The sequence below is a fragment of the Streptomyces sp. NPDC059900 genome (assembly GCF_050270335.1).
GTDB lineage: Bacteria > Actinomycetota > Actinomycetes > Streptomycetales > Streptomycetaceae > Streptomyces.
In genome coordinates this window covers 1-22,504 of record NZ_JBNNJZ010000041.1, presented here as the reverse complement: position 1 = coordinate 22,504, position 22,504 = coordinate 1, and the positions used below count along the sequence as shown (strand labels likewise).

Below are 22,504 nucleotides of genomic sequence, written 5' to 3'. Positions count from 1 at the left end.
GCACCGTCGACACCGAGGCCACCGGCACCGCGCACATCGTGGTCGACGACGAGGGCGGCAACGCGATCGTCGTCATCCCCGGCGCCAACGCGGCGCTCACCGCGCTCGCCCCCGGCGACGAGGGCCTGATCGCCTCCGCCGACATCCTCCTGCTCCAGCTGGAGATCCCCGTGGAGGGGGTGCTCGCCGCCGCGCGGGCCGCCCGCAGGCACGGTGTGCGCACCATCCTCACCCCGGCCCCGGCACAGCCGCTGCCGGCCGAACTCCTCGACGTCATCGACGTGTTGGTGCCCAACGAACACGAGGCGGCCACCCTCACCGGCCTGACCGACCCGCACGACGCCGCCCGTTCGCTCCTCGCCAGGGTCCCCGAGGTCGTCGTCACGCTCGGCGCGCGCGGCAGCCTGTACGCGACCCGGGACGCCGAGCCGATGCTGGTGGCGGCCCCGCGCGTCACCGCCGTGGACTCCACGGGCGCGGGCGACACGTTCGTCGGCACCCTCGCGGTGGCCCTCGCCGAGGGCGGTTCGCTGCCGGACGCGCTCACCTGGGCGTCGTCGGCAGCCGCGCTCTCCGTGCAGCGCACGGGGGCCTCGTCGTCGATGCCGTTCCGCGCCGAGATCGACGCCCGGGCGAACGGGGGCACGTCATGACCGCGCCCCTGGCCGGTCTGCGCGTCCTGGACCTGGCGACGCTCTTCGCGGGCCCGCTCGCCGCCACCATGCTCGGCGACTTCGGCGCGGAGGTCATCAAGGTCGAGCATCCGCGCAGGCCCGACCCGTCACGGGGGCACGGCCCGTCGAAGGACGGCGTCGGCCTGTGGTGGAAGATCCTCGGCCGCAACAAGCGCACGATGACCCTCGATCTCTCCGCGCCGGGCGGCCGGGAGACCCTGCTGCGCCTCGCCTCGACGGCGGACGTGATCGTCGAGAACTTCCGGCCCGGCACCCTGGAGAAATGGGACCTCGGCTGGGAGGAGCTGAGCGCGGCCAACCCCCGCCTGGTCCTGGCCCGCGTCACGGGCTTCGGCCAGTTCGGCCCGTACTCCCGCCGCCCCGGCTTCGGGACGCTCGCGGAGGCGATGAGCGGCTTCGCCGCGATCACCGGCGAACCGGACGGACCGCCGACCCTGCCGCCCTTCGGGCTCGCCGACTCGATCGCGGGGCTCGCGACGGCGTACGCGGTGATGACGGCGCTCGCGGCCCGCGACCGGACGGGCCGGGGCCAGGTGGTGGACATGGCGATCATCGAGCCGATCCTCACGGTCCTCGGACCGCAGCCCACCTGGTACGACCAGCTCGGCCACGTCCAGCCCCGCACCGGCAACCGCTCCACCAACAACGCGCCCCGCAACACCTACCGCACGGCGGACGGCAGTTGGGTCGCCGTCTCCACGTCGGCCCAGTCGATCGCGGAGCGCGTGATGCGCCTGGTGGGCCGCCCCGAACTGATCGCCGAGCCCTGGTTCGCCTCGGGCGCGGACCGCGCGGCCCACGCGGACGTCCTCGACGGGGCGGTCGGCGCCTGGATCGCCCGGCACACCCGAGCCGAGGTGATCGAGGCCTTCGAGAAGGCGGAGGCGGCGGTCGCTCCCATCCAGGACGTACGTGACGTGATGACCGATCCGCAGTACGCGGCCCTGGACACCGTCACCACCGTCGACGACCCGGAGCTCGGCCCGCTGCGCATGCAGAACGTCCTCTTCCGCCTCTCCGAGACACCCGGCTCGATCGGCTGGGCGGGCCGCCCGCACGGAGCCGACACGGAGGAGGTCCTGACCGAACTGGGCCTGTCCGGCGGCGAGATCGCGGGACTGCGCAAGGAGGGCGCCCTGTGAAGGAAACGCCTCTGACCTGGCTGTACGTTCCGGGCGACCGGCCGGCCGTGGTGGCCAAGGCCCTGCTCGCGGGCGCCGACGTCGTCATCGTGGACCTGGAGGACGCGGTCGGCCCCGACCGCAAGGAATACGCGCGAGCGGCAACGGCCGAGCTGCTGTGCGACATCCCCGCCGTCCCGGTCCAGGTCCGTGTGAACGCCCTGGACGGGCCCCTGGCCGACGCCGACCTGCGGGCGATCGCGCACCTGCCGGGGGTCTCCGGCCTGCGCCTGCCCAAGGTGGCCCGCCCGGCGGACGTCGTCCGCGTCGCGGAGCGCTCGGCCCCCGCGGACGGCGGCGCCCCCGCCCTGCACGCCCTGATCGAATCGGCGCTCGGCCTGGAGCACGCCTTCGCCATCGCCACCGCCCACCCGGCCCTGCACGGGCTTTCCCTCGGCGAGGCGGATCTCCGCGCCGACCTGGGAGTACGTGACGACGCGGGCCTCGACTGGCCCCGCGCCCGCGTGGTGGTGGCCGCCAGAGCCGCGGGCCTGGCACCGCCCGCGCAGTCGGTGTACCCCGACATCCGTGACATCGCGGGCCTGACGGCGTCCTGCGCGCACGGCCGGTCCCTGGGGTTCCTGGGCCGCGCCGCGATCCACCCCCGCCAGCTCCCCGCCATCGAACGCGCCTATCTCCCCACCCCTGAGGAGATCGACCACGCCGAGCAGATCGTCAAGGCGTCCACGACGGACGAAGGCGCCCTGGCCCTGCCGGACGGCACGTTCGTGGACAAGGCCGTGGTGGAGGGCGCGCAGCGGGTACTGGCCCTCGCGCGGCGGCGCCCATAGCGACGGGGCCGCCGGATCGGTGATCCGGCGGCCCCGTCGACGTACGAAGCGTCAGCCCTTCTTGGCGGACCCGGCTCCGTCCTTGTCCTTGTCCTCGGCCTCGGCCTTGGCCTTGTCCTCGACCTTGGCCTTCTCCGCGTCCTTGGCCCCTTCGGCGTCGCCGTCATCCGCGTCGTCGGCGGACTTGGCCGGCGTGGCGCCCTCGCCGTCAGGCGAGTCCGCGGATTCCTCGCCGGCCGGCACGGGCTCGACGATCTCCTCGCGGCCGGGGCGGGTCTTCGCCGAGAGCACGAAGTACACGACGGCGAGCACGAACACCGCGATGGCGGTCCAGACGTTGAGCCGCAGGCCGAGGACGTGGTGAGCGTCGTCAACGCGCATGTACTCGATCCAGCCGCGGCCCGCGCAGTACGAGGCGACGTACAGCGCGAACGCCCGGCCGTGGCCCAGCTTGAAGCGGCGGTCGGCCCAGATGACCAGGAAGCCGACGCCGATGCACCAGAGGGATTCGTAGAGGAACGTCGGGTGATACGTGCCGGGGACCCGGCCGTCCTCCGCCGACGTGATCTTCAGCGCCCACGGCAGATCCGTGGCCTTGCCGTACAGCTCCTGGTTGAACCAGTTGCCCCAGCGGCCGATCGCCTGGGCGAAGGCGATGCCGGGGGCGAGGGCGTCGGCCCAGGCGGGCAGCGGGATGCCGCGCCGGCGGCAGCCGATCCAGGCACCGACCGCGCCGAACGCGATCGCGCCCCAGATACCGAGGCCGCCCTCCCAGATCTTGAAGGCGTCCACCCAGTCACGGCCCTCGCTGAAGTACAGCTGGTAGTCCGTGATCACGTGGTACAGACGCCCGCCGACGAGGCCGAACGGCACGGCCCAGACGGAGATGTCGGCCACGGTGCCTGGCCGGCCCCCGCGAGCGATCCACCGCTTGTTGCCGAGCCAGACGGCGACGAAGACGCCGATGATGATGCAGAACGCGTAGCCGCGCAGCGGAATGGGTCCGAGTTCGACCACTCCGCGCGAGGGGCTGGGAATGAAGGCAAGGTCCATGGCAAGTCCGACGCTATCGTGCCGGGCGGTGCCCGAGGCAACCAGCCCGGCTACGTCTCCATAACAGGAACCCCCGGAGAGGCCCGCGCCCAGGGGTCGGCTAGCCCCTGTTCGCCGCCTCCACCTTGGCCTTCAGCTGCGCCGGGGTCAGCGGCTTCTTCGGGTCGGCGAAGATGTTCTTGCCGTCGAGCAGCACGCTCGGCGTGCCCTGGAGGCCCGCTTCCTGGAAGGCCTGGTTCGACTTGGTGGCCCAGCTGTCGTGCTGTCCGTCGTTCACGCACTTCTTGAAGGAGTCCGTCACGAGCCCGTCCACCTGACCGGCGAGGTCGATCAGCTTGTCGTTCTTGCTGAACGCGTCGTCCGGCTCCGGGGGCTGGTTCTTGAAGAGCACGTCGTGGTACGCGGTGAACTTCCCGGCGTCCTGGGCGCAGGCCGCGGCGTTGGCAGCGCGCAGGGAGCCGCTGCCGCCCATGTTCCCGTCGATGATCGTCGCCAGGTGATACTCGACCTTGAGCTGGCCCTTGTCGGCGAGGGCGTGGATCGTCGAGCGATACCTGTCCTCGAACTGCTTGCAGGCCGGGCAGCGGAAGTCCTCCCAGACGGTGAGGGTGGACTTGGCGGTGTCCTTGCCGACGGGGATGGAGAGCTGATCCTCGCCGTTCGCCCCCTTGGGGGCCGACAAGGGGCCCGAAGTCTTCTTGTCGTCGCCCGAGTTGGCGGCGACCAGACCGGCCACGGCGGCGAGCGCGAGCACGCCCACGACGGCGGCACTCACGATCAACACCCTGCGGCGCTTGTCCCGCCCCTTCTGCCGCTCTCGCTCTTCCGCCAGCCGGTCGCGGGCCGCGCGCTTTCCCTCACGGTTCTTCTCGCTCACACCCGGCCAACGAACCGGGGAGGCACGAGCGTGCCTCCCCGGTCCTAGTCCACCCGTACGAGTTACGCGGCGCCGCGAACTCCCTGCGCGAGGTCGGCGGCGAGCGCACGGACGGCGGCGAGACCCGCCGCCTCGTCGTCGGCGTCCAGCATCCGCTGCACGAAGGCAGAGCCTACGATCACGCCGTCGGCGAAGCCCGCGACCTCGGCGGCCTGCCGGGCGTTGGAGACGCCGAGTCCGACACAGACCGGCAGTTCGGTGGTGGCCTTGGTGCGCCGCACCAGTTCCTGCGCCTGCTCCCCCACGGACTCACGGGTGCCCGTGACGCCCATCAGGGACGCCGCGTAGACGAAGCCCGAACCGGCCGCCGTGATGGTGGCGAGCCGCTCGTCCTTGCTGCTCGGCGCGACGACGAAGACGGTCGCCAGGCCGTGCTTCTCGGCGTGCTCCCTCCACAGGCCCGACTCCTGGACGGGCAGGTCGGGCAGGATGCACCCGGCGCCGCCCGCCTCGGCGAGTTCGGCGGTGAAGCGCTCGACGCCGTAGCGGTCGATCGGATTCCAGTACGTCATGACGAGCACCGGCTTGCCGGTCGCCTCGTACGCCTCGCGCACCGTGCGCATCACGTCGGCGATCTTCAGGCCCGCCTTGAGCGCGATGTCGTCGGCGGTCTGGATGACGGGGCCGTCGAGGACGGGGTCGCTGTGCGGCAGACCGACCTCCACGACATCGGCTCCGCCGTCGAAGACGGCCTTGATGGCCGCGATGCCGCCGTCCACGGTCGGGAACCCGGCCGGGAGGTAGGCGATGAGAGCCGAGCGGCCCTCGGACTTGGCTGCCGCGAGGGTCTCGTCCAGCAGTCGGATGTTGCCGCTCACTTGGCGTCCCCCTCGATCTCCGCGGCGTCGCTGCCCGCGTCCGCCTCGACGGCGGCGTCCGTGTCGTAGAGCCCGAAGTAGCGGGCGGCCGTGTCCATGTCCTTGTCGCCGCGCCCGGACAGGTTGATGACGATCAGCCCGTCCTTGCCCAGCTCCTTGCCGACCTCCAGGGCCCCGGCGAGCGCGTGGGCGCTCTCGATGGCCGGGATGATGCCCTCGGTGCGCGACAGGAGACGCAGGGCCTGCATCGCCGCGTCGTCGGTGACGGCGCGGTACTCGCCGCGGCCGCTGTCCTTGAGGAAGGCGTGCTCGGGGCCGATGCCCGGGTAGTCGAGTCCGGCCGAGATCGAGTAGGGCTCGGTGATCTGCCCTTCCTCGTCCTGGAGGACGTACGACCGCGAGCCGTGCAGGATGCCGGGCTCACCGGCGGTCAGCGTGGCCGCGTGCTCGCCGGTCTCGACGCCGTGGCCCGCGGGCTCGCACCCGACGAGCCGGACTCCGGCGTCCGGGATGAAGGCGTGGAAGAGGCCGATGGCGTTCGAGCCGCCGCCCACACACGCGACGGCCGCGTCGGGCAGGCGTCCGGCGCGCTCCAGGATCTGGCGGCGGGCCTCCACCCCGATGACGCGGTGGAAGTCGCGCACCATGGCTGGGAAGGGGTGCGGGCCCGCCACCGTGCCGAAGAGGTAGTGCGTGCGGTCCACGTTGGCGACCCAGTCGCGGAAGGCCTCGTTGATGGCGTCCTTCAGGGTCCTGCTGCCGGACTTCACGGCGATGACCTCGGCGCCGAGCATGCGCATGCGGGCCACGTTCAGGGCCTGGCGCTCGGTGTCGATCTCGCCCATGTAGATGGTGCATTCGAGGCCGAAGAGCGCGCAGGCGGTGGCGGTGGCCACGCCGTGCTGGCCCGCGCCGGTCTCCGCGATGACGCGGGTCTTGCCCATGCGCTTGGTGAGCAGGGCCTGGCCGAGCACGTTGTTGATCTTGTGCGAGCCGGTGTGGTTCAGGTCCTCGCGCTTGAGGAAGACCCGTGCGCCACCCGCGTGCTCGGCGAACCGGGGCACCTCGGTGAGGCTGCTGGGGCGGCCGGTGTAGTTGACCAGGAGGTCGTCGAGCTCGCGGGCGAACTCGGGGTCGTTCTTGGCCTTGTCGTACTCGACGGCGACCTCGTCGACGGCGGCGACGAGGGCCTCCGGGATGAATTTTCCGCCGAAGGCACCGAAGTATCCCTCGGCGGTGGGGATTTGACCCTCTGGGTCGGGGATGAAGTACTCGCTGGACATGCCTCTACCTCACGTGGCGTGAATGGGTGATCTGCGATGCGATCGACCCCGCCAGGGGCGCGGGGAACTGCGCGGGCAAGCCCCACCGGAGAGTGCCCGTCTGGGCGGGGTGATGCGCAGACGTTGCGTCGGGCCGAGGCCCGCCCGGGGCGGGGCGCGCAGTCCCCCGCGCCCCTGACGGGGCGCTCGGCCATCGCATCCCGTTGACCTGGCCCGGCTCGTCGCCGATGACGTACCGCACCCTGCGACCGTGCACGCGCCGCGCGGGCGCCCGGCAGCCGCGGGGGCGGCAGCCGGGTGCGAGGCGGGCGAAGGCGGTCATCGGGAGGGGTCAGCTCCGCCCGTGCCGCAGGGCCGGGTGCGCGCCCGCGGCGACCAGGTCGGAGACCGCGCCCTTGGGGTCGCGGCCGGTCACCAGGGACTCGCCCACGAGCACCGCGTCGGCGCCCGCGTTGGCGAACGCGATGAGGTCGTGCGGCCCGCGCACACCGGACTCGGCGATCTTGACGACGTCGTCCGGCAGCTCGGGGGCGACCCGCTCGAAGGTGGAGCGGTCGACCTTGAGGGTCTTGAGGTCGCGGTTGTTGACGCCGATGACCCGGGCCCCCGCGTCCACGGCGCGCTCGGCCTCGTCCTCGTCGTGCACCTCGACGATCGGCGTGAGGCCGATCGAATGGGCGCGCTCGATGAGCGACTCCAGGGCGGGCTGCTCCAGGGCGGCCACGATAAGCAGGGCGAGGTCGGCGCCGTACGCCCTGGCCTCCCACAGCTGGTACGAGGTGACGATGAAGTCCTTGCGGAGCACCGGGATGTCGACCTTGGCCCGGACGGCCTCCAGGTCGGCGAGCGAACCGCCGAAGCGGCGCTCCTCGGTGAGCACGGAGATGACGGCGGCGCCGCCCGCCTCGTAGTCCGCGGCGAGGCCCGCCGGGTCGGCGATCGCGGCGAGCGCGCCCTTGGAAGGGCTGGAGCGCTTGACCTCGCAGATGACCTTGACGCCGTCGCCGCGCAGGGCGGCGACCCCGTCCTTGGCCGCAGGAGCCTTCGCCGCGCGCTCCTTGAGCTCGTCGAGGCTGACGCGCGCCTGCCGTTCCGCGAGGTCGGCACGGACTCCGTCGATGATCTCGTCGAGCACACTCACGCGAGCGGCCCCCTTCCCTGACGGTGAAGCTGCTGTTTGAACCTCAAGCCTGTTCGGCTGCCTCATCAGGCATTTCCGATGGTCACTGCGATGGTATCCGCAGGAGGGCGAAGGCCCCGCATCCGGTTGACGCCAGTCCCACGACCTGGACACCTTCCGGGCCTGCGGCCTGCGGTTTCGCCGCACGTCACGGATGCAGCCATGCCCCGAACGGCAGATTGCGCACAAGGGTGAACACGGCAATAAGCACCCCGATCCCGTACAGCTGCGCGCTCCCCAACTCGATCCGCAACCGTCGCCCGCGGGCCGCACGGACCGCCCAGAGGGTCCACACGACCGCGAAGAGGCCGTACCCGGCGACGGCGAGCGCGTTGGCGCCAAGAGCCGTGCCGAGGTCGCCGTGGATGAAGGCGTGGGCGCTGCGCAGTCCGCCGCAGCCGGGGCAGTACACGCCGGTGAGCTGGAGCAGCGGACACGTGGGGTAGTGGCCGGGTTCGTTCGGGTCGACGGCGCCGACGTAGGCGAAGGCGGCGATCACCGAGCCGAGCACGCCGAGGGGTACGGCGAGCCGCCGCAGGGCGGGGCCGACGGCTGGTGCCGCGCTCTGGGGGTCAGCGTCGTCAGCGTCCACCCGATGCATTGTGCCCCTCGTCGCCGGTGGCCGCCCGCAGGGAAACGCGGAAGGAGGCCGTCCCGGCGCCTGCCGGTGCGGCCTCCCGCGTACGACTGTCGGGGCTCAGCCCTCGGAGTGGGCGAGCTGCCCCTTCGGCTGCGGCTGCGTGCGCTTGGCCTGGCCGAGACCCGCGGCGCGCATGATCATGCCGACGACGCCACCGGCGGCGATGATGACCATGCCGGCCCAGAAGCCCAGCGGGTTGGCCAACACCATGAAGGCACCCGATACGCAGAAACCGATGAAGGCGATGATGACACCGGTCCAGGCGGCCGGGGTGTGTCCGTGGCTGCTGCCCGACATGGCTTGCTCCTCGTTGCTGTGTGCGTGGTGGTGATGCATGAGGTGGTGCATGGGGTGAGCCGAACGCTCACCGCTCCCATTGTCCCGCACACGCGCGCGTGCCCGAGCCCGGGGTCATGCCTCGCGCGTGGGGTCCTCGCCGCGGTCGAGCGCCTTCCACAGGTCCTCGGGCCGGTCCGGGTCCACTTTCGGGGGCGCCTTGCGCGGACGCGGGGCGCCGTCGCGTTCGTAGCGTCCCGACATGGCGGGCCAGCCCTTTCCGTACGTGAGGGCGAGCAGTCCGGCGATCAGGATCAGCGCGCCCGCCGCCGCGGCCGCGTACGGCCAGGCGGTGTGGCTGAGATCACCGATGGTGGCGGCGGCGTCGCCGGAGGCCTCGGCGGCCTTCTCGTCGAGCGCGCTGCTGTCGTTCGCGGCGAGGAGGGCGGCGGCCACGGTGCCCGCGCCGCTCAGCGCGAGCACCAGCGAGACCAGCATCCGCCCGGCCCTGCGGACGGCGAAGACGGCGACGAGCGAGGCGAGGCCCACTATCGCCAGGGCCGCGGGCACGCCCGTGACGTCGCTGCCCGTGGCGCTCAGCGGCAGTTCGCCGCCCGCGACCGAAGCGGTGCCCTTCGCCCACGTCTGGCGGGAGGCGAGCAGCGCGAGGGCCGCGCCGACTGCGCCGGACAGCAGGGCCACGGCGATGCTGCGCCGACCGCTGCGCTGGGCCCGGGTCTCGGGCTCGGCGGCGGTCTCGGCGGCACCATCGGGATCAGCGGCCCGGGTGCGGGGCGGAGGTACGGCAGAAGTCACCCCTCCACTATCCCTCACGGCCGTCGGGGCGCCGCAGCCGGTTCGCCGTGTGGACGGCGCGCAGGACGGCCGCCGCCTTGTTGCGGCACTCGGTGTCCTCGGCCACCGGGTCGGAGTCGGCGACGACCCCCGCCCCGGCCTGCACATATGCCGTGCCCTCGCGCAGCAGGGCGGTGCGGATGGCGATGGCGGTGTCGGAGTCGCCCGCGAAGTCGAGATATCCGACACAGCCGCCGTACAGACCGCGCCGGGAGGGTTCGAGCTCGTCGATGATCTGCATCGCGCGGGGCTTGGGGGCGCCGGAGAGGGTGCCCGCGGGGAAGCAGGCGGTGAGCACGTCGAAGGCGGTGCGGCCCTCGGCGACCTGTCCGGTGACCGTCGACACGATGTGCATGACGTGGGAGTACCGCTCGATGGACATGAAGTCGACGACCTCGACCGAGCCGGGTTCGCAGACCCGCCCCAGGTCGTTGCGGCCCAGGTCGACCAGCATCAGGTGCTCGGCACGCTCCTTGGGGTCGGCGAGCAGTTCGTCGGCGAGCGCCTGGTCCTCCTGCGGGGTCGCGCCGCGCGGCCGGGTGCCCGCGATGGGGTGCACCATGGCGCGCCCGTCCTCGACCTTGACGAGGGCCTCGGGCGACGAGCCGACGACGTCGAACCCGTCGAAGCGGAAGAGGTACATGTACGGCGACGGGTTGGTGGCCCGCAGCACGCGGTAGACGTCGAGGGCGCTCGCGTCGCAGGGGGTCTCGAAGCGCTGGGAGGGGACGACCTGGAAGGCCTCGCCCGCGCGGATGCGCTCCTTGATGTCCTCGACGGCTTCCTGGTACTGCTCGCCGCCCCACAGCGCGGTGTACGGCGGGAGCTCCGAGGGCGGCAGGGCGGCCGGGGGCTGGGAGACGGCCCGCGACAGGTCGGCCTCCATGGCGTCGAGGCGCGCGACCGCGTCGGCGTACGCCTCGTCGACGCCGGTCTCCAGGTCGTTGTGGTTGATCGCGTTGGCGATCAGGAGGACGGACCCGTCCCAGTGGTCGAGGACGGCGAGATCGCTGGTGAGCAGCATCGTCAGCTCGGGCAGCTTGAGGTCGTCGCGCTCGCCGGGGCCGATCTTCTCCAGGCGGCGCACGATGTCGTAGCCGAGGTAGCCGACCATGCCTCCCGTGAAGGGCGGCATCCCCGAGGCCAGGTCGTGCGGTGTGTGCAGGGCCTGGACGGTGGCGCGCAGGGCTTCGAGCGGGTCGCCGGACGTTGGGACGCCGACGGGCGGGGTGCCCAGCCAGTGGGCCTCGCCGTCACGGGTGGTGAGGGTGGCGGCGCTGCGGACGCCGACGAAGGAGTAGCGGGACCAGGAGCGGCCGTTCTCCGCGGACTCCAGGAGGAACGTGCCGGGCCGCTCGGCTGCGAGCTTGCGGTAGAGGCCGACCGGGGTGTCGCCGTCCGCGAGGAGCTTGCGGCTGACGGGGATCACTCGGCGGTCGCTCGCGAGCTTGCGGAAGGTCTCGAGATCCATGGGAGGAGCTTACGGCCGTGCGGGTGGCGGACGGTGTTGCGGCCCGGCAGGCGGGACGGTCTGCCACTACAACGGGACGATGACCAACCGCCGTACGCTGTCCGCCCTTGCCCTCGTCCTCGCCTCGACCGCGTTCGGGGCCGCCGCCCCCGAGCCCGTGGTGTGGCCCGCCCCCAAGGACGTACCCGAGCGGGTCCGGGCCGCGGGCCTGGAGATGCTCGACTCCGAGGCGATGGACATGCACATCCACACCACCCTGAAGGTGTACTCGGGCGGCAGCCCCGTCACCGTCCCCGCGGACATCGGCATCGACCGCTCGGGCCCCAAGCCCCGCTACAGCCCGCTGCACACGCACGACACCACCGGCACCCTGCACGTGGAGTCGGAGGAGTGGCGGGACTTCACCCTGGGCCAGTTCATGACCGAGTGGGGTGTGAGCGCCGTACGGGAGAAGTGCCGCGCCGATGTCGGCGGGCAGGCCAGGGCCGGCGATCCGTCCCGCATCGTGCTGCGGGACGGCGAGACGATCACCCTTCGGTGCCGGTGAAGGTGACCGCGAGGGAGTCGGAGTCGAAGCACGTGCGCGTGCCGGTGTGACAGGCGGGGCCGATCTGGTCGACCTGGACCAGGACGGTGTCCGCGTCGCAGTCGAGGGCCACGGACTTCACGTACTGGAAGTGGCCGGAGGTGTCTCCCTTGACCCAGTACTCCTGGCGGCTGCGCGACCAGTACGTGCAGCGGCCCGTGGTGAGGGTGCGGTGCAGCGCCTCGTCGTCCATCCAGCCCAGCATCAGGACCTCGCCGGTGTCGTACTGCTGGGCGATGGCGGGGACGAGTCCGTCGGCGGCGCGCTTGAGGCGGGCGGCGATGCCGGGATCGAGGCTGCTGGGCGGGGGTGTGGCGGTCATGGGCCCATTGTGCCGCGCGCCGGGTGCCCGCAGGGCCGTGTCCACTGGGCGGACGGGGTACCGGGTCGTACGCTGGGGCGTATGTCGACCCATGCCAAGCGTGAACGACTCCTTCTCGCCGATCTGTTGGAGGCCGGGGGCCCTGATGCCCCCACCCTCTGCGAGGGCTGGAACACCCGTGACCTCGCGGCCCATGTGGTGGTCCGCGAGCGCCGCGCGGACGCCGCGGGCGGGCTGCTGATCAAGCAGCTCGCCGCGCGCCTGGAGCGTGTGCAGGCCGAGTTCGCCGCGAAGCCCTACGAGGAACTGATCCAGCTCATCAGGACGGGACCGCCGCGCTTCTCGCCCTTCTCCCTCAAGCAGATCGACGAGGCGTCGAACGCCGTCGAGTTCTACATCCACACCGAGGACGTACGCCGCGCCCGGCCCGACTGGACGCCGCGCGAACTCGACCCGGTCTTCGCGGACGCGCTGTGGTCCCGCCTGGAGCGGATGGCCCGCCTGGTGGGCCGCAAGGCTCCGGTGGGCGTGGTCCTGCGGCGCCCGGACGGCCAGACGGCCGTGGCGCACCGCGGCACTCCCGTGGTGACGGTGACCGGTGAGCCTTCCGAGCTGCTGATGTACGCGTACGGGCGGCAGGACGCGGCCGACGTCGAGCTGGACGGCGACAAGGACGCCATCGCCCGGCTGCACGAGACGAAGCAACTGGGCATCTGAGGACTCCGATGATCAAGATCGCCATGACCGGCGTGTACGTCGACGACGTGGCCAGAGCCCACGCCTTCTATACGGACGTGCTCGGCTTCGAGACCCGCCACCACGTGGACATGATGGCCGGCCAGGTCTTCGTGACCGTGGGGGCGGCGGGCGGTCACGGCGATGTGGAGTTGCTGCTGGAGCCGGGCGAGGGCCCCATCGCGGAGCCCTACCGCAAGGCACTGCACGAGGCGGGCATCCCGTGCATCGTCTTCGGGGTCGACGATGTCCGGGCCGAGTACGAGCGCCTCACGGGGCTCGGCGTCCGGTTCACGCAGGGGCCCGAGGAGCAGGGGCCGGTGATCACCGCGGTGCTGGATGACTCGGTGGGGAACTTGGTGCAGCTGATGCAGGACGCGTCCGCTGGGTAGGAGCGGGCTCTAGCTCGGCAGTTCGGCGCGGCGCAGGGCGCGGGAGCAGAGCCCGAGCACCCCGCCCGCCGCGCTCACCGCCGCGCTGACGGCGAAGACCGGCCCGGCGCCCCAGACGCCGATCGCCGCGCCGACGACGGGGTACGAGACGGGGGCGACACCCACCGTGAAGAGGGTGGCCACCGAGGTGACGCGGCCCAGGTAGGCGGGGTCGGTGACCGTCTGCAGCAGGGCGGCGATCAGCGCGCCGCCGAGCCCGGTGCACAGGCCGACGCAGAGTCCGGCCACCGCCGCGAGGGCGACCGAGGGGGCAAAGGCGATCGCACCCAGCGCGACGGAGCCCACGACCACTCCCCACGCCTGGACGGCTCCGGCCCGTGCGACACGCCCCCGCACCGCGAGCAGCAGCGCGGCGGCCCCGGCACCGACCCCGAAGCCCCCGATGATCCACGCCATGCCGGCGGCTCCCCAGCCCCGCTGGTCGGCCAGGAGCACGACGCCGATGTTGGCCGGTCCGGAGAACCCGAGCTCCATCACCCCGGCCACCAGGAGCAACGGCGCGAGCACCCGGTGCCCGCGGATGTACGCGAGGCCGTCCACGAGCTGATGCCCGGCGCTCCCGCCCGACCGCGCCTCCTCGTCCGGGGCGAGTTGCCGGACGCGTACCGCCATCAGCAGCACCAGTGAACCGGCGAAGAGCAGACCCGCCGCTCCGAACCCGGCCGCGGGCCCGCCCACCGCCACCGCGAGGCCGCCCAGCGGTGCGGCGGCGACCGTGGCCACCCGCTGCGCGAACCCCCGCATGCCCTGCACCCGACCGAGCTGACCCGGCGTGGTGATGCGTGCGGGCAGGGCTCCGACGCTCGGCAGGAACAGTGCGTCCACGGCACCGAAGACCAAGGCGACGGGGATCAGGAGCCAGATCCCGGGAGTGGTCACCAGAAGCAGCACGGCAACGGCGAGGATCACCGCGCAGCGCACCGCGTCGCTGCCGATGACGACCCTGCGGGGCCCGAACCGGTCGGCGATCACGCCTCCGCCGAGCATGAGCGCGGCACGCGGCAGGGAGCCGACGGCCAGGACGAGCCCCGCCTGTGCGGGGCTGCCGCTGCGGGTGGCCGCCCACGAGAGCGCCACGAAGTAGATGCTGTCGCCGACCATCGACGCGGTGTACGCGCTGAGCCAGCGCAGCACATTGCCGTCCCGGTGCGCGGGCTTCTCGGAGCCGGAGTCCCCTAACGGGGCCATGCGTATACGGGTGGTGGACATCGCGGAACGCCCTCTCAGAGCCGGAAGGGGAAGCTGGCCAGGTGGACGGCGACGTTCTCGCGCCCCTCGGTGTCGCCCGCCGCCTCGGCGGCCTTGCCCTGTTCCTCGTACGTCCTGACCAGGGCGTGGATCTCGGCGTTGAGCCGCTTCAGCTCGGCGGGGTTCAGCCGGGCGAGGAAGTCCGACTGGTCGGCCGCCAGACGCCACTCGGCGCCCCACGCCTCCTGCTGGTCCAGGTAGGCCTCGTACTGCTCCTGACGGTAAGTGATCAGGCTGCGTACGACGGCCGCGTGCGTGGCCGCCCCCTCCGGGGTGTCCCTGAAGTCCTCGTGCCTGAAGCTCAGGGTGTCCTGCGCGGCCTGCCACCACCGCTCCCGCGCGTCCTCGCTCTGTACGTCGGCCTCCTCGATGAGGCCGTGCTCCGCGAGCTTGCGCAGGTGGTAGCTGACGAGCGAGACCGCCTCGTCGACCTGCGAGGCCAGTTGCGAGGCCGTCGAAGGGCCCGAGACCCGCAGCGTGCCGTAGACCCGCAGACGCAGCGGGTGCCCCAGCGCCTTGAGCGTGCCGAGGTCGGTGATGCGGCGGGGCTCGCCGGGCCCGGGGCCGGGCTGCTTGTCGTCCATGACCTCCACCGTAAATAGGAAAGAAAACTTGCGCAATATTAATTGCGCAAGTTTTCTTTCCTATCTCCACCGCAGAAAGCCCTGGCCACCGGGTGGCCAGGGCTCAAGCGCAGAAAGGGACCGCCTCAGCGCACGGGGTGTCCCGCCCCCCGCAGCGTGTCCTTCACCTCGCCGATCCGCAGATCCCCGAAGTGGAAGACCGACGCGGCCAGCACCGCGTCCGCGCCCGCGTCGATCGCCGGCGGGAAGTGATCGAGCCCGCCCGCACCGCCGGACGCGATGACCGGGACGGTCACGTGCCGGCGGACCGCCGCGATCATCTCGATGTCGTAGCCGTCCTTCGTGCCGTCCGCGTCCATCGAGTTGAGCAGGATCTCCCCCGCGCCCAGCTCGGCGGCCCGGTGCGCCCATTCGACGGCGTCGATCCCGGCGGACTTGCGGCCGCCGTGGGTCGTGACCTCGAAGGAGCCGTCGGGCGTGCGCCGGGCGTCGACCGACAGGACGAGCACCTGGCGGCCGAACCGCTCCGCGATCTCGCGGATCAGCTCGGGGCGCGCGATGGCGGCCGTGTTCACGCCCACCTTGTCCGCGCCCGCCCGCAGGAGCTTGTCGACGTCCTCGGCGGTACGGACGCCGCCGCCCACCGTGAGCGGGATGAAGACCTGCTCGGCGGTGCGCCGGACCACGTCGTAGGTGGTCTCGCGGTTGCCGGACGACGCGGTGATGTCCAGGAAGGTGAGCTCGTCGGCGCCCTCGGCGTCGTACACCTTGGCCATCTCGACAGGGTCGCCCGCGTCGCGCAGGTTCTGGAAGTTGACGCCCTTGACGACGCGGCCGTTGTCCACGTCCAGGCAGGGGATGACTCGTACGGCCAGGGTCATGAGTTCTCCGCTCCCCCGGCTGCCGGGGCTCCCCGGTACGCCTCGACCTCGACCTCGACGACCAGGCTGGGGTCGATGAAGCCGGAGACGATGAGCATCGACGCGGCGGGACGGACGTCGTCGAAGAGCTCCTTGTGGGCCCGGCCGACCTCCTCCACGTCGCGCGCGTGGGTCAGGTACATGCGGGTGCGCACGACGTGCTCGCGGCCCAGGCCCAGCTTCTTCAGGGCCTCGACGGCGACGTGGAAGGCGTTGGCCGCCTGCTCGTAGGGCGTTCCGGCGTCTATGGTGCCGTTCACCACCGACGTGCAGCCCGACACCAGTACGAGGCCGTTGGGCAGCTCGACGGCGCGGGAGTAGCCGATGGCCTCCTCCCACGGTCCGCCCGAGCTCACCCTGCGGACGACGTCGCTCATGACGCCGCCACCGCGGCCAGGGCCTCTTCGAGCGTGAAGGCCTTCGCGTACAGGGCCTTGCCGACGATGGAGCCCTCGACGCCCTGCGGGACGAGTTCGGCGATGGCGCGCAGGTCGTCGAGCGAGGAGACGCCGCCGGAGGCGACGACCGGGCGGTCGGTGGCCGCGCAGACGTTCTTCAGGAGCTCCAGGTTCGGGCCCTGGAGCGTGCCGTCCTTGGCGATGTCGGTGACGACATAGCGGGCGCAGCCCTCGGAGTCGAGGCGCGCCAGGGTCTCGTACAGGTCGCCGCCGTCGCGCGTCCAGCCGCGGCCGCGCAGGGTGGTGCCGCGGACGTCGAGGCCGACGGCGATCTTGTCGCCGTGCGACGCGATGATCTTGGCGACCCACTCCGGGGTCTCCAGGGCGGCCGTACCGAGGTTCACGCGCGTGCAGCCGGTGGCGAGCGCGGCCTCCAGGGACGCGTCGTCGCGGATGCCGCCGGACAGCTCGACCTTGATGTCCATGGCGCCGGCGACCTCGGCGATCAGGGCGCGGTTGTCGCCGGTGCCGAACGCGGCGTCGAGGTCGACCAGGTGCAGCCACTCGGCGCCCGACCGCTGCCAGGAGAGGGCGGCCTCCAGCGGGGAGCCGTAGGAGGTCTCAGAGCCGGACTCGCCATGGACGAGGCGTACGGCCTGGCCGTCGCGGACGTCGACGGCGGGAAGGAGTTCGAGCTTGCTCACAGAGGTCCCTGACATTCCTAGAGGGTTCCGATCCAGTTGGAGAGGAGCTGGGCGCCGGCGTCGCCGGACTTCTCGGGGTGGAACTGCGTGGCCCACAGGGCGCCGTTCTCGACGGCCGCCACGAAGGGCTCGCCGTGCGTGGTCCAGGCGACCTTGGGCGCGCGGAAGGCGGGGTTGCCGACCTCGAAGTCCCAGTGGTGCACGGCGTACGAGTGCACGAAGTAGTAGCGGGCTTCGGCGTCGAGGCCCGCGAACAGCTGGGAGCCCTCGGGTGCCTCGACCGTGTTCCAGCCCATGTGCGGCACGATGTCGGCCTTCAGCGGCTCGACGGTGCCGGGCCACTCGTCGAGGCCCTCGGTCTCCACGTCGTGCTCGATGCCGCGCGCGAAGAGGATCTGCATGCCGACGCAGATGCCCATCACGGGACGGCCGCCCGCGAGCCTGCGGCCCACGATCCAGTCGCCGCGCGCCTCCTTGAGCCCCTGCATGCAGGCGGCGAAGGCGCCGACGCCGGGGACGAGGAGGCCGTCGGCGGCCATGGCCTTGTCGTAGTCACGGGTGATCTCGACGTCCGCGCCCGCGCGCGCGAGGGCGCGTTCGGCGGAGCGGACGTTCCCGAAGCCGTAGTCGAAGACGACGACCTTCTTGGGAGCGGTCATACGTGGATCAGCTCCCCTCAGTTCCAGTAGTCGAGCCGCAGGATCCCCGCGACGAGGCACATGGCCGCGCCGATGGAGAGCAGCGCGATCAGGCTTTTCGGCATCCCCTGCTTGACGAAGGAGATGATGCCGCCGATCAGGAAGAGACCGACGACGATCAGAATCGTGTTGAGGCCGGTCATTGCTTTACAGCGCGCCCTTCGTGGAGGGGAGGATCCCGGCGGCGCGCGGGTCACGCTCGGAGGCGTAACGCAGCGCGCGGGCCAGGGCCTTGAACTGGCACTCCACGATGTGGTGGGCGTTGCGGCCGTAGGGCACGTGCACGTGCAGGGCGATCTGGGCCTGCGCGACGAAGGACTCCAGGATGTGCCGGGTCATCGTCGTGTCGTACGTGCCGATCATCGGCGCCATGGTCTCGGGCTCGGTGTGCACGAGGTAGGGGCGGCCGCTGAGGTCGACGGTCACCTGGGCGAGCGACTCGTCGAGCGGGACCGTGCAGTTGCCGAAGCGGTAGATGCCGACCTTGTCGCCGAGCGCCTGCTTGAAGGCGGCGCCGAGCGCGAGGGCGGTGTCCTCGATGGTGTGGTGGGTGTCGATGTGCAGGTCGCCCTCGGTCTTGACCGTGAGGTCGAAGAGGCCGTGGCGGCCGAGCTGGTCGAGCATGTGGTCGTAGAAACCGACGCCCGTCGACACCTCGACCTTGCCGGTGCCGTCGAGATCGATCTCGACGAGGACCGAGGTCTCCTTGGTGGTCCGTTCGACCCGTCCAACCCGGCTCATGCCTGCTGCTCCTTCTTCAGTTCGCGTACCGCATCGAGGAACGCGTCGTTCTCTTCGGGGGTTCCTGCGGTGACCCGCAGCCAGCCCGGTACTCCGTTGTCCCGGACCAGGACACCCCGGTCGAGGATCCGCTGCCAGACCGCGTGGGCGGCCCCTTCGCCCTCGAACCGCCCGAACTGGACGAAGTTGGCGTCGGAGTCGGTCACTTCATAGCCGATCGCACGCAGCTCGCCCACCAGGCGGTCGCGCTCCTGCTTCAGCTGCTCGACGTACTTCAGGAGCGTGTCGGTGTGCTCCAGGGCGGCGAGCGCCGTGGCCTGCGTGACGGCCGAGAGGTGGTACGGCAGGCGTACGAGCTGTACGGCGTCTACGACCGCGGGGTCGGCGGCGAGGTAGCCGAGGCGCAGCCCGGCCGCGCCGAAGGCCTTCGACATGGTGCGGGAGACGACGAGGTTCGGCCGTCCCGCGAGCAGCGGGAGCAGCGAGTCGCCGTGGCTGAACTCGACGTACGCCTCGTCGACCACGACCATCGACGGCTTCGCGGCCTGCGCGGCTTCGTAGAGCGCGAGGACCGTTTCGGCCGGGACGGCGTTGCCCGTGGGGTTGTTGGGCGTGGTGACGAAGACGACGTCGGGCCGGTTGTCGGTGATGGCCTTCGCCGCCGCGTCGGCGTCGATCGTGAAGTCCTCGCCGCGGGGCCCGGAGATCCAGCCCGTGCCGGTGCCGCGCGCGATGAGGCCGTGCATCGAGTACGAGGGCTCGAAACCGATGGCGGTGCGGCCCGGCCCGCCGAAGGTCTGGAGCAGCTGCTGGATGACTTCGTTCGAGCCGTTGGCCGCCCAGACGTTGGCGAGGGAGACCTCGTGGCCGCCGGTGCGCGTGAGGTAGCGGGCGAGCTCCGTGCGCAGCTCGACGGCGTCCCGGTCGGGGTAGCGGTTGAGGTCGCGGGCCGCCTCGCGGACCCGCTCGGCGATGCGCTCGACCAGTGCGTCGGGCAGGGGGTACGGGTTCTCGTTCGTGTTCAGGCGTACGGGAACGTCGAGCTGGGGCGCGCCGTAGGGGGACTTGCCGCGCAGTTCGTCGCGTACGGGGAGGTCGTCGATCCGGACGTTCACTGGGTGGGTACCTTCCATCCGAACCGCGCCTTGACCGCCGCACCGTGCGCGGGCAGGTCCTCGGCCTCCGCCAGCGTCACCACGTGGTGGGCGACGTCGGCGAGCGCGTCGCGGGAGTAGTCGACGATGTGGATGCCGCGCAGGAACGACTGGACCGAGAGGCCCGAGGAGTGGCAGGCGCAGCCGCCCGTCGGCAGGACGTGGTTGGAACCGGCGCAGTAGTCGCCCAGCGAGACGGGCGCCCAGGGGCCGACGAAGATCGCGCCCGCGTTCTTCACCCGGTCCGCGACGGCCGCGGCGTCCGCGGTCTGGATCTCCAGGTGCTCGGCGCCGTACGCGTCGACGACGCGCAGGCCCTCCTCCAGGCCGTCGACCAGGACGATCGCGGACTGCCTGCCCGCGAGGGCGGGGGCGATCCGGTCCTCGACGTGCTTGGTCGCCGCGACCTGCGGTTCGAGCTCCTTGACCACGGCGTCGGCCAGCGCGATGGAGTCGGTGACGAGCACGGCGGCGGCGAGCGGGTCGTGCTCGGCCTGGCTGATCAGGTCGGAGGCGACGTGCACGGCGTCGGCCGTGTCGTCGGCGAGGACCGCGATCTCGGTCGGTCCTGCCTCGGTGTCGATGCCGATGCGCCCGGTGAAGTAGCGCTTGGCCGCGGCGACCCAGATGTTGCCGGGGCCCGTGACCATGTTCGCGGGGGCGCAGGTCTCGGTGCCGTACGCGAACATCGCGACGGCCTGTGCGCCGCCGACCGCGTACACCTCGTCGATGCCCAGGAGGGCGCAGGCTGCGAGGATCGTCGGGTGCGGAAGACCCCCGAAGTCCTTCTGCGGCGGGGACGCGAGGGCCATCGACCCGACGCCCGCTTCCTGCGCCGGGACCGCATTCATGATCACGGAGGAGGGGTAGACGGACCGGCCGCCCGGCGCGTAGAGCCCGACGCGCTCGACCGGCACCCACTTCTCGGTGACCGTGCCGCCGGGCACGACCTGCGTGGTGTGCGGGGCACGGCGCTGCTCGGCGTGGACGATGCGGGCGCGCCTGATCGACTCTTCGAGCGCCTCGCGGACGACGGGGTCGAGACCGGCCAGGGCCTCGGCGATGGCGGCCGCGGGGACGCGGACCTGCGCCAGGCGTACTCCGTCGAACTTTTCCGCGTACTCGATCAGCGCCGCGTCGCCACGATGATGCACGTCCTCGCAGATGGGCCGCACCTTCTCCAGGGCGGCCGCGACGTCGAAGTCGGCACGGGGCAGCAGGGCGCGCAGGGCGGGACCCTCGGGGAGGGCGTCGCCGCGCAGATCGATTCGGGAGATCACGTGCCCAATTCTCTCAGACCAGGTTTGCGGGCCGGACGCCCGTATCACTGGCTGATATAGATCCCGGAAGACCACGTTCACCACTAGCGTTCAGCCCGTCACCGAACGGGCATGAAACAGGTGTACGAGACAGCGGCACATCGCATACGGGATTGCGGTACGGGATCGCGGTACGGGGAGGACAACAGCAGTGGTCGACGACACCGGCATCGGTGACCCGCCGGACGGACTGACCGCCGCCGAGATCGGCATGTGGCAGGCCTTCCGCAACGGCAGCGTCTACGACCTCCGGTCGGGGGACGCGATGGCGGACGATCCGCACGGCGGCCACCCCTGGGGCCCGGAACGCAGTGTGCGCGCGCGCATCGTGTGCTGGCTGCTCCTGGAGGGCCCGCCCGCCCTCTCGGGCCGGGTCTCGTCGCTGAAGCTCTCGGGCCTCCAGATCACGGACGTACTCGACCTGGCGGGCGGCGAGATCCTTCCCTACGCCGAGCTGAAGCACTGCCGCTTCGAGAAGGAGATCCTGGTCCCCGAGGCCAAGTTCACCACCCTGCGCCTGGTCAACTGCTCGATCCCGCGCGTGGAGGCGGCCCGCGTGCACACGGAGGGCGACCTGCATCTGCCGCGCTGCCGGATCCACAACGGCATGCGGCTCACGGACGCCCAGATCGGCACCGACCTCCTCATCAACCAGGCGGTGATCTACCGCGACCGGCGCGGCAACTCGATCATGGGCGACGGGCTCTCGGTCGGGCAGGACCTCCAGGCCGAGATGATGGAGTCGCACGGCCAGCTGAGCCTGCGCGGCGCGAAGATCGGCGTCTCCTTCAGCCTGCGGGGCAGCAAGCTCGCCAATCCGTACGGGCAGCGGGCGCTCAACGCCCCGCAGATGACGGTGGAACGCACGCTGTACATGACGCCCGCCGCGCTCGGCGATCCCCCCATGACCAGCGGCATGACTCCCCCGCGCGGCACCAGGGTCCAGCGCTTCGAGTGCCAGGGCGGCATAAGGCTCGACGACGGCCGCTTCGGGGACGCGGTCGACCTGGCCCAGGCGCGCTTCACCCTGGAGAACGACCAGGAGGTCTCACTGCGCCGAGTCCAGACCCCCGAGCTGCGCTTCCTGGGCGAGGCACCGCAGCGCGGCAAGGTCATCCTGTCCGGCATGAAGGTCGTCAACCTCATCGACAAGTCGACCAGCTGGCCGGGCCCCGGCGGCCTCCAGATGGGCGGCTTCAGCTACGAGAACCTCGTCCCGCTCGGCAGTTTCCCGCTCTCCCGGCGGCTGAGCTGGGTGGCGGCCGCGACCGCCGAGTACAACCCGGAGCCGTACGAGAAGCTGGCCACCGTCCTGCGCAACGGCGGCGAGGACGCCGACGCCCGCGAGGTCCTGCTCGCCAAGCAGCGCCGGCGCCGCGAGACCCTGCCCCTCGCGGCCAAGCTCTGGGGCTTCGCCCAGGACTGGACGGTGGCCTACGGCTACCGGCCGGGCCGGGCCGCCC

27 protein-coding genes and 1 pseudogene are annotated in these 22,504 nt (G+C 71.8%); 7 read left to right on the top strand and 21 right to left on the bottom strand.

Annotated elements, in window-relative coordinates; genetic code table 11:
• The 3 genes and pseudogenes from ACQKIP_RS09310 to ACQKIP_RS09300 form a co-directional block, all read left to right on the top strand.
• Positions 1-653 (top strand): annotated as a pseudogene (locus ACQKIP_RS09310) (PfkB family carbohydrate kinase); the annotation flags it as partial.
• Positions 650-1,837: a CaiB/BaiF CoA transferase family protein gene (locus tag ACQKIP_RS09305; RefSeq protein ID WP_365852905.1), complete on the top strand. Its 1,188-nt coding sequence runs from the start codon at positions 650-652 to the stop codon at positions 1,835-1,837. The pseudogene ACQKIP_RS09310 and the gene ACQKIP_RS09305, both read left to right, overlap by 4 nt.
• Complete coding sequence (locus tag ACQKIP_RS09300; protein ID WP_365852903.1) at positions 1,834-2,667, top strand: HpcH/HpaI aldolase/citrate lyase family protein; 834 nt, start codon at positions 1,834-1,836, stop codon at positions 2,665-2,667. Before ACQKIP_RS09305 ends, ACQKIP_RS09300 begins: the two co-directional genes overlap by 4 nt.
• A 51-nt stretch (positions 2,668-2,718) precedes the next feature.
• Here ACQKIP_RS09300 and lgt read toward each other — a convergent pair whose 3' ends face one another.
• From lgt to ACQKIP_RS09250, 10 genes are all read right to left on the bottom strand, one after another.
• Positions 2,719-3,720 carry a prolipoprotein diacylglyceryl transferase gene (gene lgt, locus ACQKIP_RS09295; protein ID WP_365852901.1) on the bottom strand — a complete coding sequence of 334 codons (1,002 nt, stop codon included), beginning with the start codon at positions 3,718-3,720 and terminating at the stop codon, positions 2,719-2,721.
• 100 nt (positions 3,721-3,820) lie between these two features.
• Entirely contained in the window at positions 3,821-4,597 is a 777-nt protein-coding gene (locus ACQKIP_RS09290; protein WP_365852899.1) for a DsbA family protein, read from the bottom strand.
• A gap of 62 nt (positions 4,598-4,659) precedes the next feature.
• Complete coding sequence (gene trpA, locus ACQKIP_RS09285) at positions 4,660-5,475, bottom strand: tryptophan synthase subunit alpha (protein WP_365852897.1); 816 nt, start codon at positions 5,473-5,475, stop codon at positions 4,660-4,662.
• Entirely contained in the window at positions 5,472-6,758 is a 1,287-nt protein-coding gene (gene trpB, locus ACQKIP_RS09280) for a tryptophan synthase subunit beta (RefSeq protein WP_365852895.1), read from the bottom strand. The genes trpA and trpB overlap by 4 nt, the downstream gene beginning before the upstream one ends.
• Before the next feature lie 4 nt (positions 6,759-6,762).
• On the bottom strand, positions 6,763-7,080 hold the full coding sequence (trpM, locus tag ACQKIP_RS09275) for a tryptophan biosynthesis modulator TrpM (RefSeq protein WP_427742665.1): 318 nt from the start codon (positions 7,078-7,080) through the stop codon (positions 6,763-6,765).
• Between the two features lie 9 nt (positions 7,081-7,089).
• Positions 7,090-7,899 (bottom strand): indole-3-glycerol phosphate synthase TrpC, encoded by an 810-nt coding sequence (gene trpC, locus ACQKIP_RS09270; protein ID WP_365852893.1) that lies wholly within the window; start codon positions 7,897-7,899, stop codon positions 7,090-7,092.
• 187 nt (positions 7,900-8,086) lie between these two features.
• Positions 8,087-8,539 carry a DUF2752 domain-containing protein gene (locus ACQKIP_RS09265; protein WP_365852891.1) on the bottom strand — a complete coding sequence of 151 codons (453 nt, stop codon included), beginning with the start codon at positions 8,537-8,539 and terminating at the stop codon, positions 8,087-8,089.
• Positions 8,540-8,635: 96 nt separating this feature from the next.
• Positions 8,636-8,875 (bottom strand): HGxxPAAW family protein, encoded by a 240-nt coding sequence (locus tag ACQKIP_RS09260; RefSeq protein WP_365852889.1) that lies wholly within the window; start codon positions 8,873-8,875, stop codon positions 8,636-8,638.
• Between the two features lie 114 nt (positions 8,876-8,989).
• Entirely contained in the window at positions 8,990-9,670 is a 681-nt protein-coding gene (locus ACQKIP_RS09255) for a TIGR02234 family membrane protein (RefSeq protein ID WP_365852887.1), read from the bottom strand.
• 7 nt (positions 9,671-9,677) lie between these two features.
• On the bottom strand, positions 9,678-11,180 hold the full coding sequence (locus ACQKIP_RS09250) for an anthranilate synthase component I (RefSeq protein WP_365852885.1): 1,503 nt from the start codon (positions 11,178-11,180) through the stop codon (positions 9,678-9,680).
• A gap of 79 nt (positions 11,181-11,259) precedes the next feature.
• On the opposite strand from ACQKIP_RS09250, the gene ACQKIP_RS09245 reads away from it, so the two are divergent.
• Complete coding sequence (locus ACQKIP_RS09245; protein WP_365852883.1) at positions 11,260-11,727, top strand: hypothetical protein; 468 nt, start codon at positions 11,260-11,262, stop codon at positions 11,725-11,727.
• Here ACQKIP_RS09245 and hisI read toward each other — a convergent pair.
• Positions 11,708-12,088 (bottom strand): phosphoribosyl-AMP cyclohydrolase, encoded by a 381-nt coding sequence (gene hisI / locus ACQKIP_RS09240; protein WP_365852881.1) that lies wholly within the window; start codon positions 12,086-12,088, stop codon positions 11,708-11,710. The two genes, ACQKIP_RS09245 and hisI, sit on opposite strands and share 20 nt — an antisense overlap.
• Positions 12,089-12,169: 81 nt before the next feature.
• On the opposite strand from hisI, the gene ACQKIP_RS09235 reads away from it, so the two are divergent.
• The gene (locus ACQKIP_RS09235; RefSeq protein WP_365852879.1) at positions 12,170-12,805 is read left to right on the top strand and encodes a TIGR03085 family metal-binding protein; all 636 of its coding nucleotides are present in this window, start codon (positions 12,170-12,172) and stop codon (positions 12,803-12,805) included.
• Between the two features lie 8 nt (positions 12,806-12,813).
• Positions 12,814-13,215: a VOC family protein gene (locus tag ACQKIP_RS09230; RefSeq protein WP_365852877.1), complete on the top strand. Its 402-nt coding sequence runs from the start codon at positions 12,814-12,816 to the stop codon at positions 13,213-13,215.
• Positions 13,216-13,224: 9 nt separating this feature from the next.
• On the opposite strand, the gene ACQKIP_RS09225 is transcribed toward ACQKIP_RS09230, so the two are convergent.
• The 10 genes from ACQKIP_RS09225 to hisD all read right to left on the bottom strand — a co-directional run bounded on the left by ACQKIP_RS09225 (position 13,225) and on the right by hisD (position 21,002).
• Positions 13,225-14,484, bottom strand: coding sequence for an MFS transporter (locus tag ACQKIP_RS09225; RefSeq protein WP_365852875.1), 1,260 nt, complete (start codon positions 14,482-14,484; stop codon positions 13,225-13,227).
• 14 nt (positions 14,485-14,498) lie between these two features.
• Positions 14,499-15,107: an ArsR/SmtB family transcription factor gene (locus ACQKIP_RS09220; RefSeq protein WP_365852873.1), complete on the bottom strand. Its 609-nt coding sequence runs from the start codon at positions 15,105-15,107 to the stop codon at positions 14,499-14,501.
• 125 nt (positions 15,108-15,232) lie between these two features.
• The gene (hisF, locus tag ACQKIP_RS09215; RefSeq protein WP_365852871.1) at positions 15,233-15,988 is read right to left on the bottom strand and encodes an imidazole glycerol phosphate synthase subunit HisF; all 756 of its coding nucleotides are present in this window, start codon (positions 15,986-15,988) and stop codon (positions 15,233-15,235) included.
• Positions 15,985-16,404, bottom strand: coding sequence for a RidA family protein (locus ACQKIP_RS09210; protein WP_365852869.1), 420 nt, complete (start codon positions 16,402-16,404; stop codon positions 15,985-15,987). Before ACQKIP_RS09210 ends, hisF begins: the two co-directional genes overlap by 4 nt.
• Positions 16,401-17,129 (bottom strand): bifunctional 1-(5-phosphoribosyl)-5-((5-phosphoribosylamino)methylideneamino)imidazole-4-carboxamide isomerase/phosphoribosylanthranilate isomerase PriA, encoded by a 729-nt coding sequence (gene priA / locus ACQKIP_RS09205; protein ID WP_365853454.1) that lies wholly within the window; start codon positions 17,127-17,129, stop codon positions 16,401-16,403. The genes ACQKIP_RS09210 and priA overlap by 4 nt, the downstream gene beginning before the upstream one ends.
• A 17-nt stretch (positions 17,130-17,146) precedes the next feature.
• Entirely contained in the window at positions 17,147-17,788 is a 642-nt protein-coding gene (gene hisH / locus ACQKIP_RS09200; protein WP_365852867.1) for an imidazole glycerol phosphate synthase subunit HisH, read from the bottom strand.
• A 17-nt stretch (positions 17,789-17,805) separates the two neighbouring features.
• Positions 17,806-17,970 (bottom strand): hypothetical protein, encoded by a 165-nt coding sequence (locus ACQKIP_RS09195; protein ID WP_361188742.1) that lies wholly within the window; start codon positions 17,968-17,970, stop codon positions 17,806-17,808.
• A gap of 4 nt (positions 17,971-17,974) precedes the next feature.
• Positions 17,975-18,568, bottom strand: a complete 594-nt coding sequence (hisB, locus tag ACQKIP_RS09190) for an imidazoleglycerol-phosphate dehydratase HisB (RefSeq protein WP_135330188.1) — start codon at positions 18,566-18,568, stop codon at positions 17,975-17,977.
• On the bottom strand, positions 18,565-19,683 hold the full coding sequence (locus ACQKIP_RS09185; protein ID WP_365852865.1) for a histidinol-phosphate transaminase: 1,119 nt from the start codon (positions 19,681-19,683) through the stop codon (positions 18,565-18,567). The genes hisB and ACQKIP_RS09185 overlap by 4 nt, the downstream gene beginning before the upstream one ends.
• On the bottom strand, positions 19,680-21,002 hold the full coding sequence (gene hisD, locus ACQKIP_RS09180) for a histidinol dehydrogenase (protein WP_365852863.1): 1,323 nt from the start codon (positions 21,000-21,002) through the stop codon (positions 19,680-19,682). The genes ACQKIP_RS09185 and hisD overlap by 4 nt, the downstream gene beginning before the upstream one ends.
• Before the next feature lie 250 nt (positions 21,003-21,252).
• On the opposite strand from hisD, the gene ACQKIP_RS09175 reads away from it, so the two are divergent.
• On the top strand, positions 21,253-22,504 hold a 1,252-nt coding region (locus tag ACQKIP_RS09175), incomplete at its 3' end, for an oxidoreductase (protein WP_427742674.1).

Coding starts and splice junctions, on each gene's coding strand:
- ACQKIP_RS09305 (WP_365852905.1), top strand. CDS start 650: ATGACCGCGCCCCTGGCCGGTCTGCGCGTCCTGGACCTGGCGACGCTC.
- lgt (WP_365852901.1), bottom strand. CDS start 3,720: ATGGACCTTGCCTTCATTCCCAGCCCCTCGCGCGGAGTGGTCGAACTC.
- trpB (WP_365852895.1), bottom strand. CDS start 6,758: ATGTCCAGCGAGTACTTCATCCCCGACCCAGAGGGTCAAATCCCCACC.
- trpM (WP_427742665.1), bottom strand. CDS start 7,080: ATGACCGCCTTCGCCCGCCTCGCACCCGGCTGCCGCCCCCGCGGCTGC.
- ACQKIP_RS09265 (WP_365852891.1), bottom strand. CDS start 8,539: ATGCATCGGGTGGACGCTGACGACGCTGACCCCCAGAGCGCGGCACCA.
- ACQKIP_RS09260 (WP_365852889.1), bottom strand. CDS start 8,875: ATGTCGGGCAGCAGCCACGGACACACCCCGGCCGCCTGGACCGGTGTC.
- ACQKIP_RS09250 (WP_365852885.1), bottom strand. CDS start 11,180: ATGGATCTCGAGACCTTCCGCAAGCTCGCGAGCGACCGCCGAGTGATC.
- ACQKIP_RS09245 (WP_365852883.1), top strand. CDS start 11,260: ATGACCAACCGCCGTACGCTGTCCGCCCTTGCCCTCGTCCTCGCCTCG.
- hisI (WP_365852881.1), bottom strand. CDS start 12,088: ATGACCGCCACACCCCCGCCCAGCAGCCTCGATCCCGGCATCGCCGCC.
- ACQKIP_RS09235 (WP_365852879.1), top strand. CDS start 12,170: ATGTCGACCCATGCCAAGCGTGAACGACTCCTTCTCGCCGATCTGTTG.
- ACQKIP_RS09230 (WP_365852877.1), top strand. CDS start 12,814: ATGATCAAGATCGCCATGACCGGCGTGTACGTCGACGACGTGGCCAGA.
- ACQKIP_RS09225 (WP_365852875.1), bottom strand. CDS start 14,484: ATGTCCACCACCCGTATACGCATGGCCCCGTTAGGGGACTCCGGCTCC.
- ACQKIP_RS09220 (WP_365852873.1), bottom strand. CDS start 15,107: ATGGACGACAAGCAGCCCGGCCCCGGGCCCGGCGAGCCCCGCCGCATC.
- hisF (WP_365852871.1), bottom strand. CDS start 15,988: ATGACCCTGGCCGTACGAGTCATCCCCTGCCTGGACGTGGACAACGGC.
- ACQKIP_RS09210 (WP_365852869.1), bottom strand. CDS start 16,404: ATGAGCGACGTCGTCCGCAGGGTGAGCTCGGGCGGACCGTGGGAGGAG.
- hisH (WP_365852867.1), bottom strand. CDS start 17,788: ATGACCGCTCCCAAGAAGGTCGTCGTCTTCGACTACGGCTTCGGGAAC.
- ACQKIP_RS09195 (WP_361188742.1), bottom strand. CDS start 17,970: ATGACCGGCCTCAACACGATTCTGATCGTCGTCGGTCTCTTCCTGATC.
- hisB (WP_135330188.1), bottom strand. CDS start 18,568: ATGAGCCGGGTTGGACGGGTCGAACGGACCACCAAGGAGACCTCGGTC.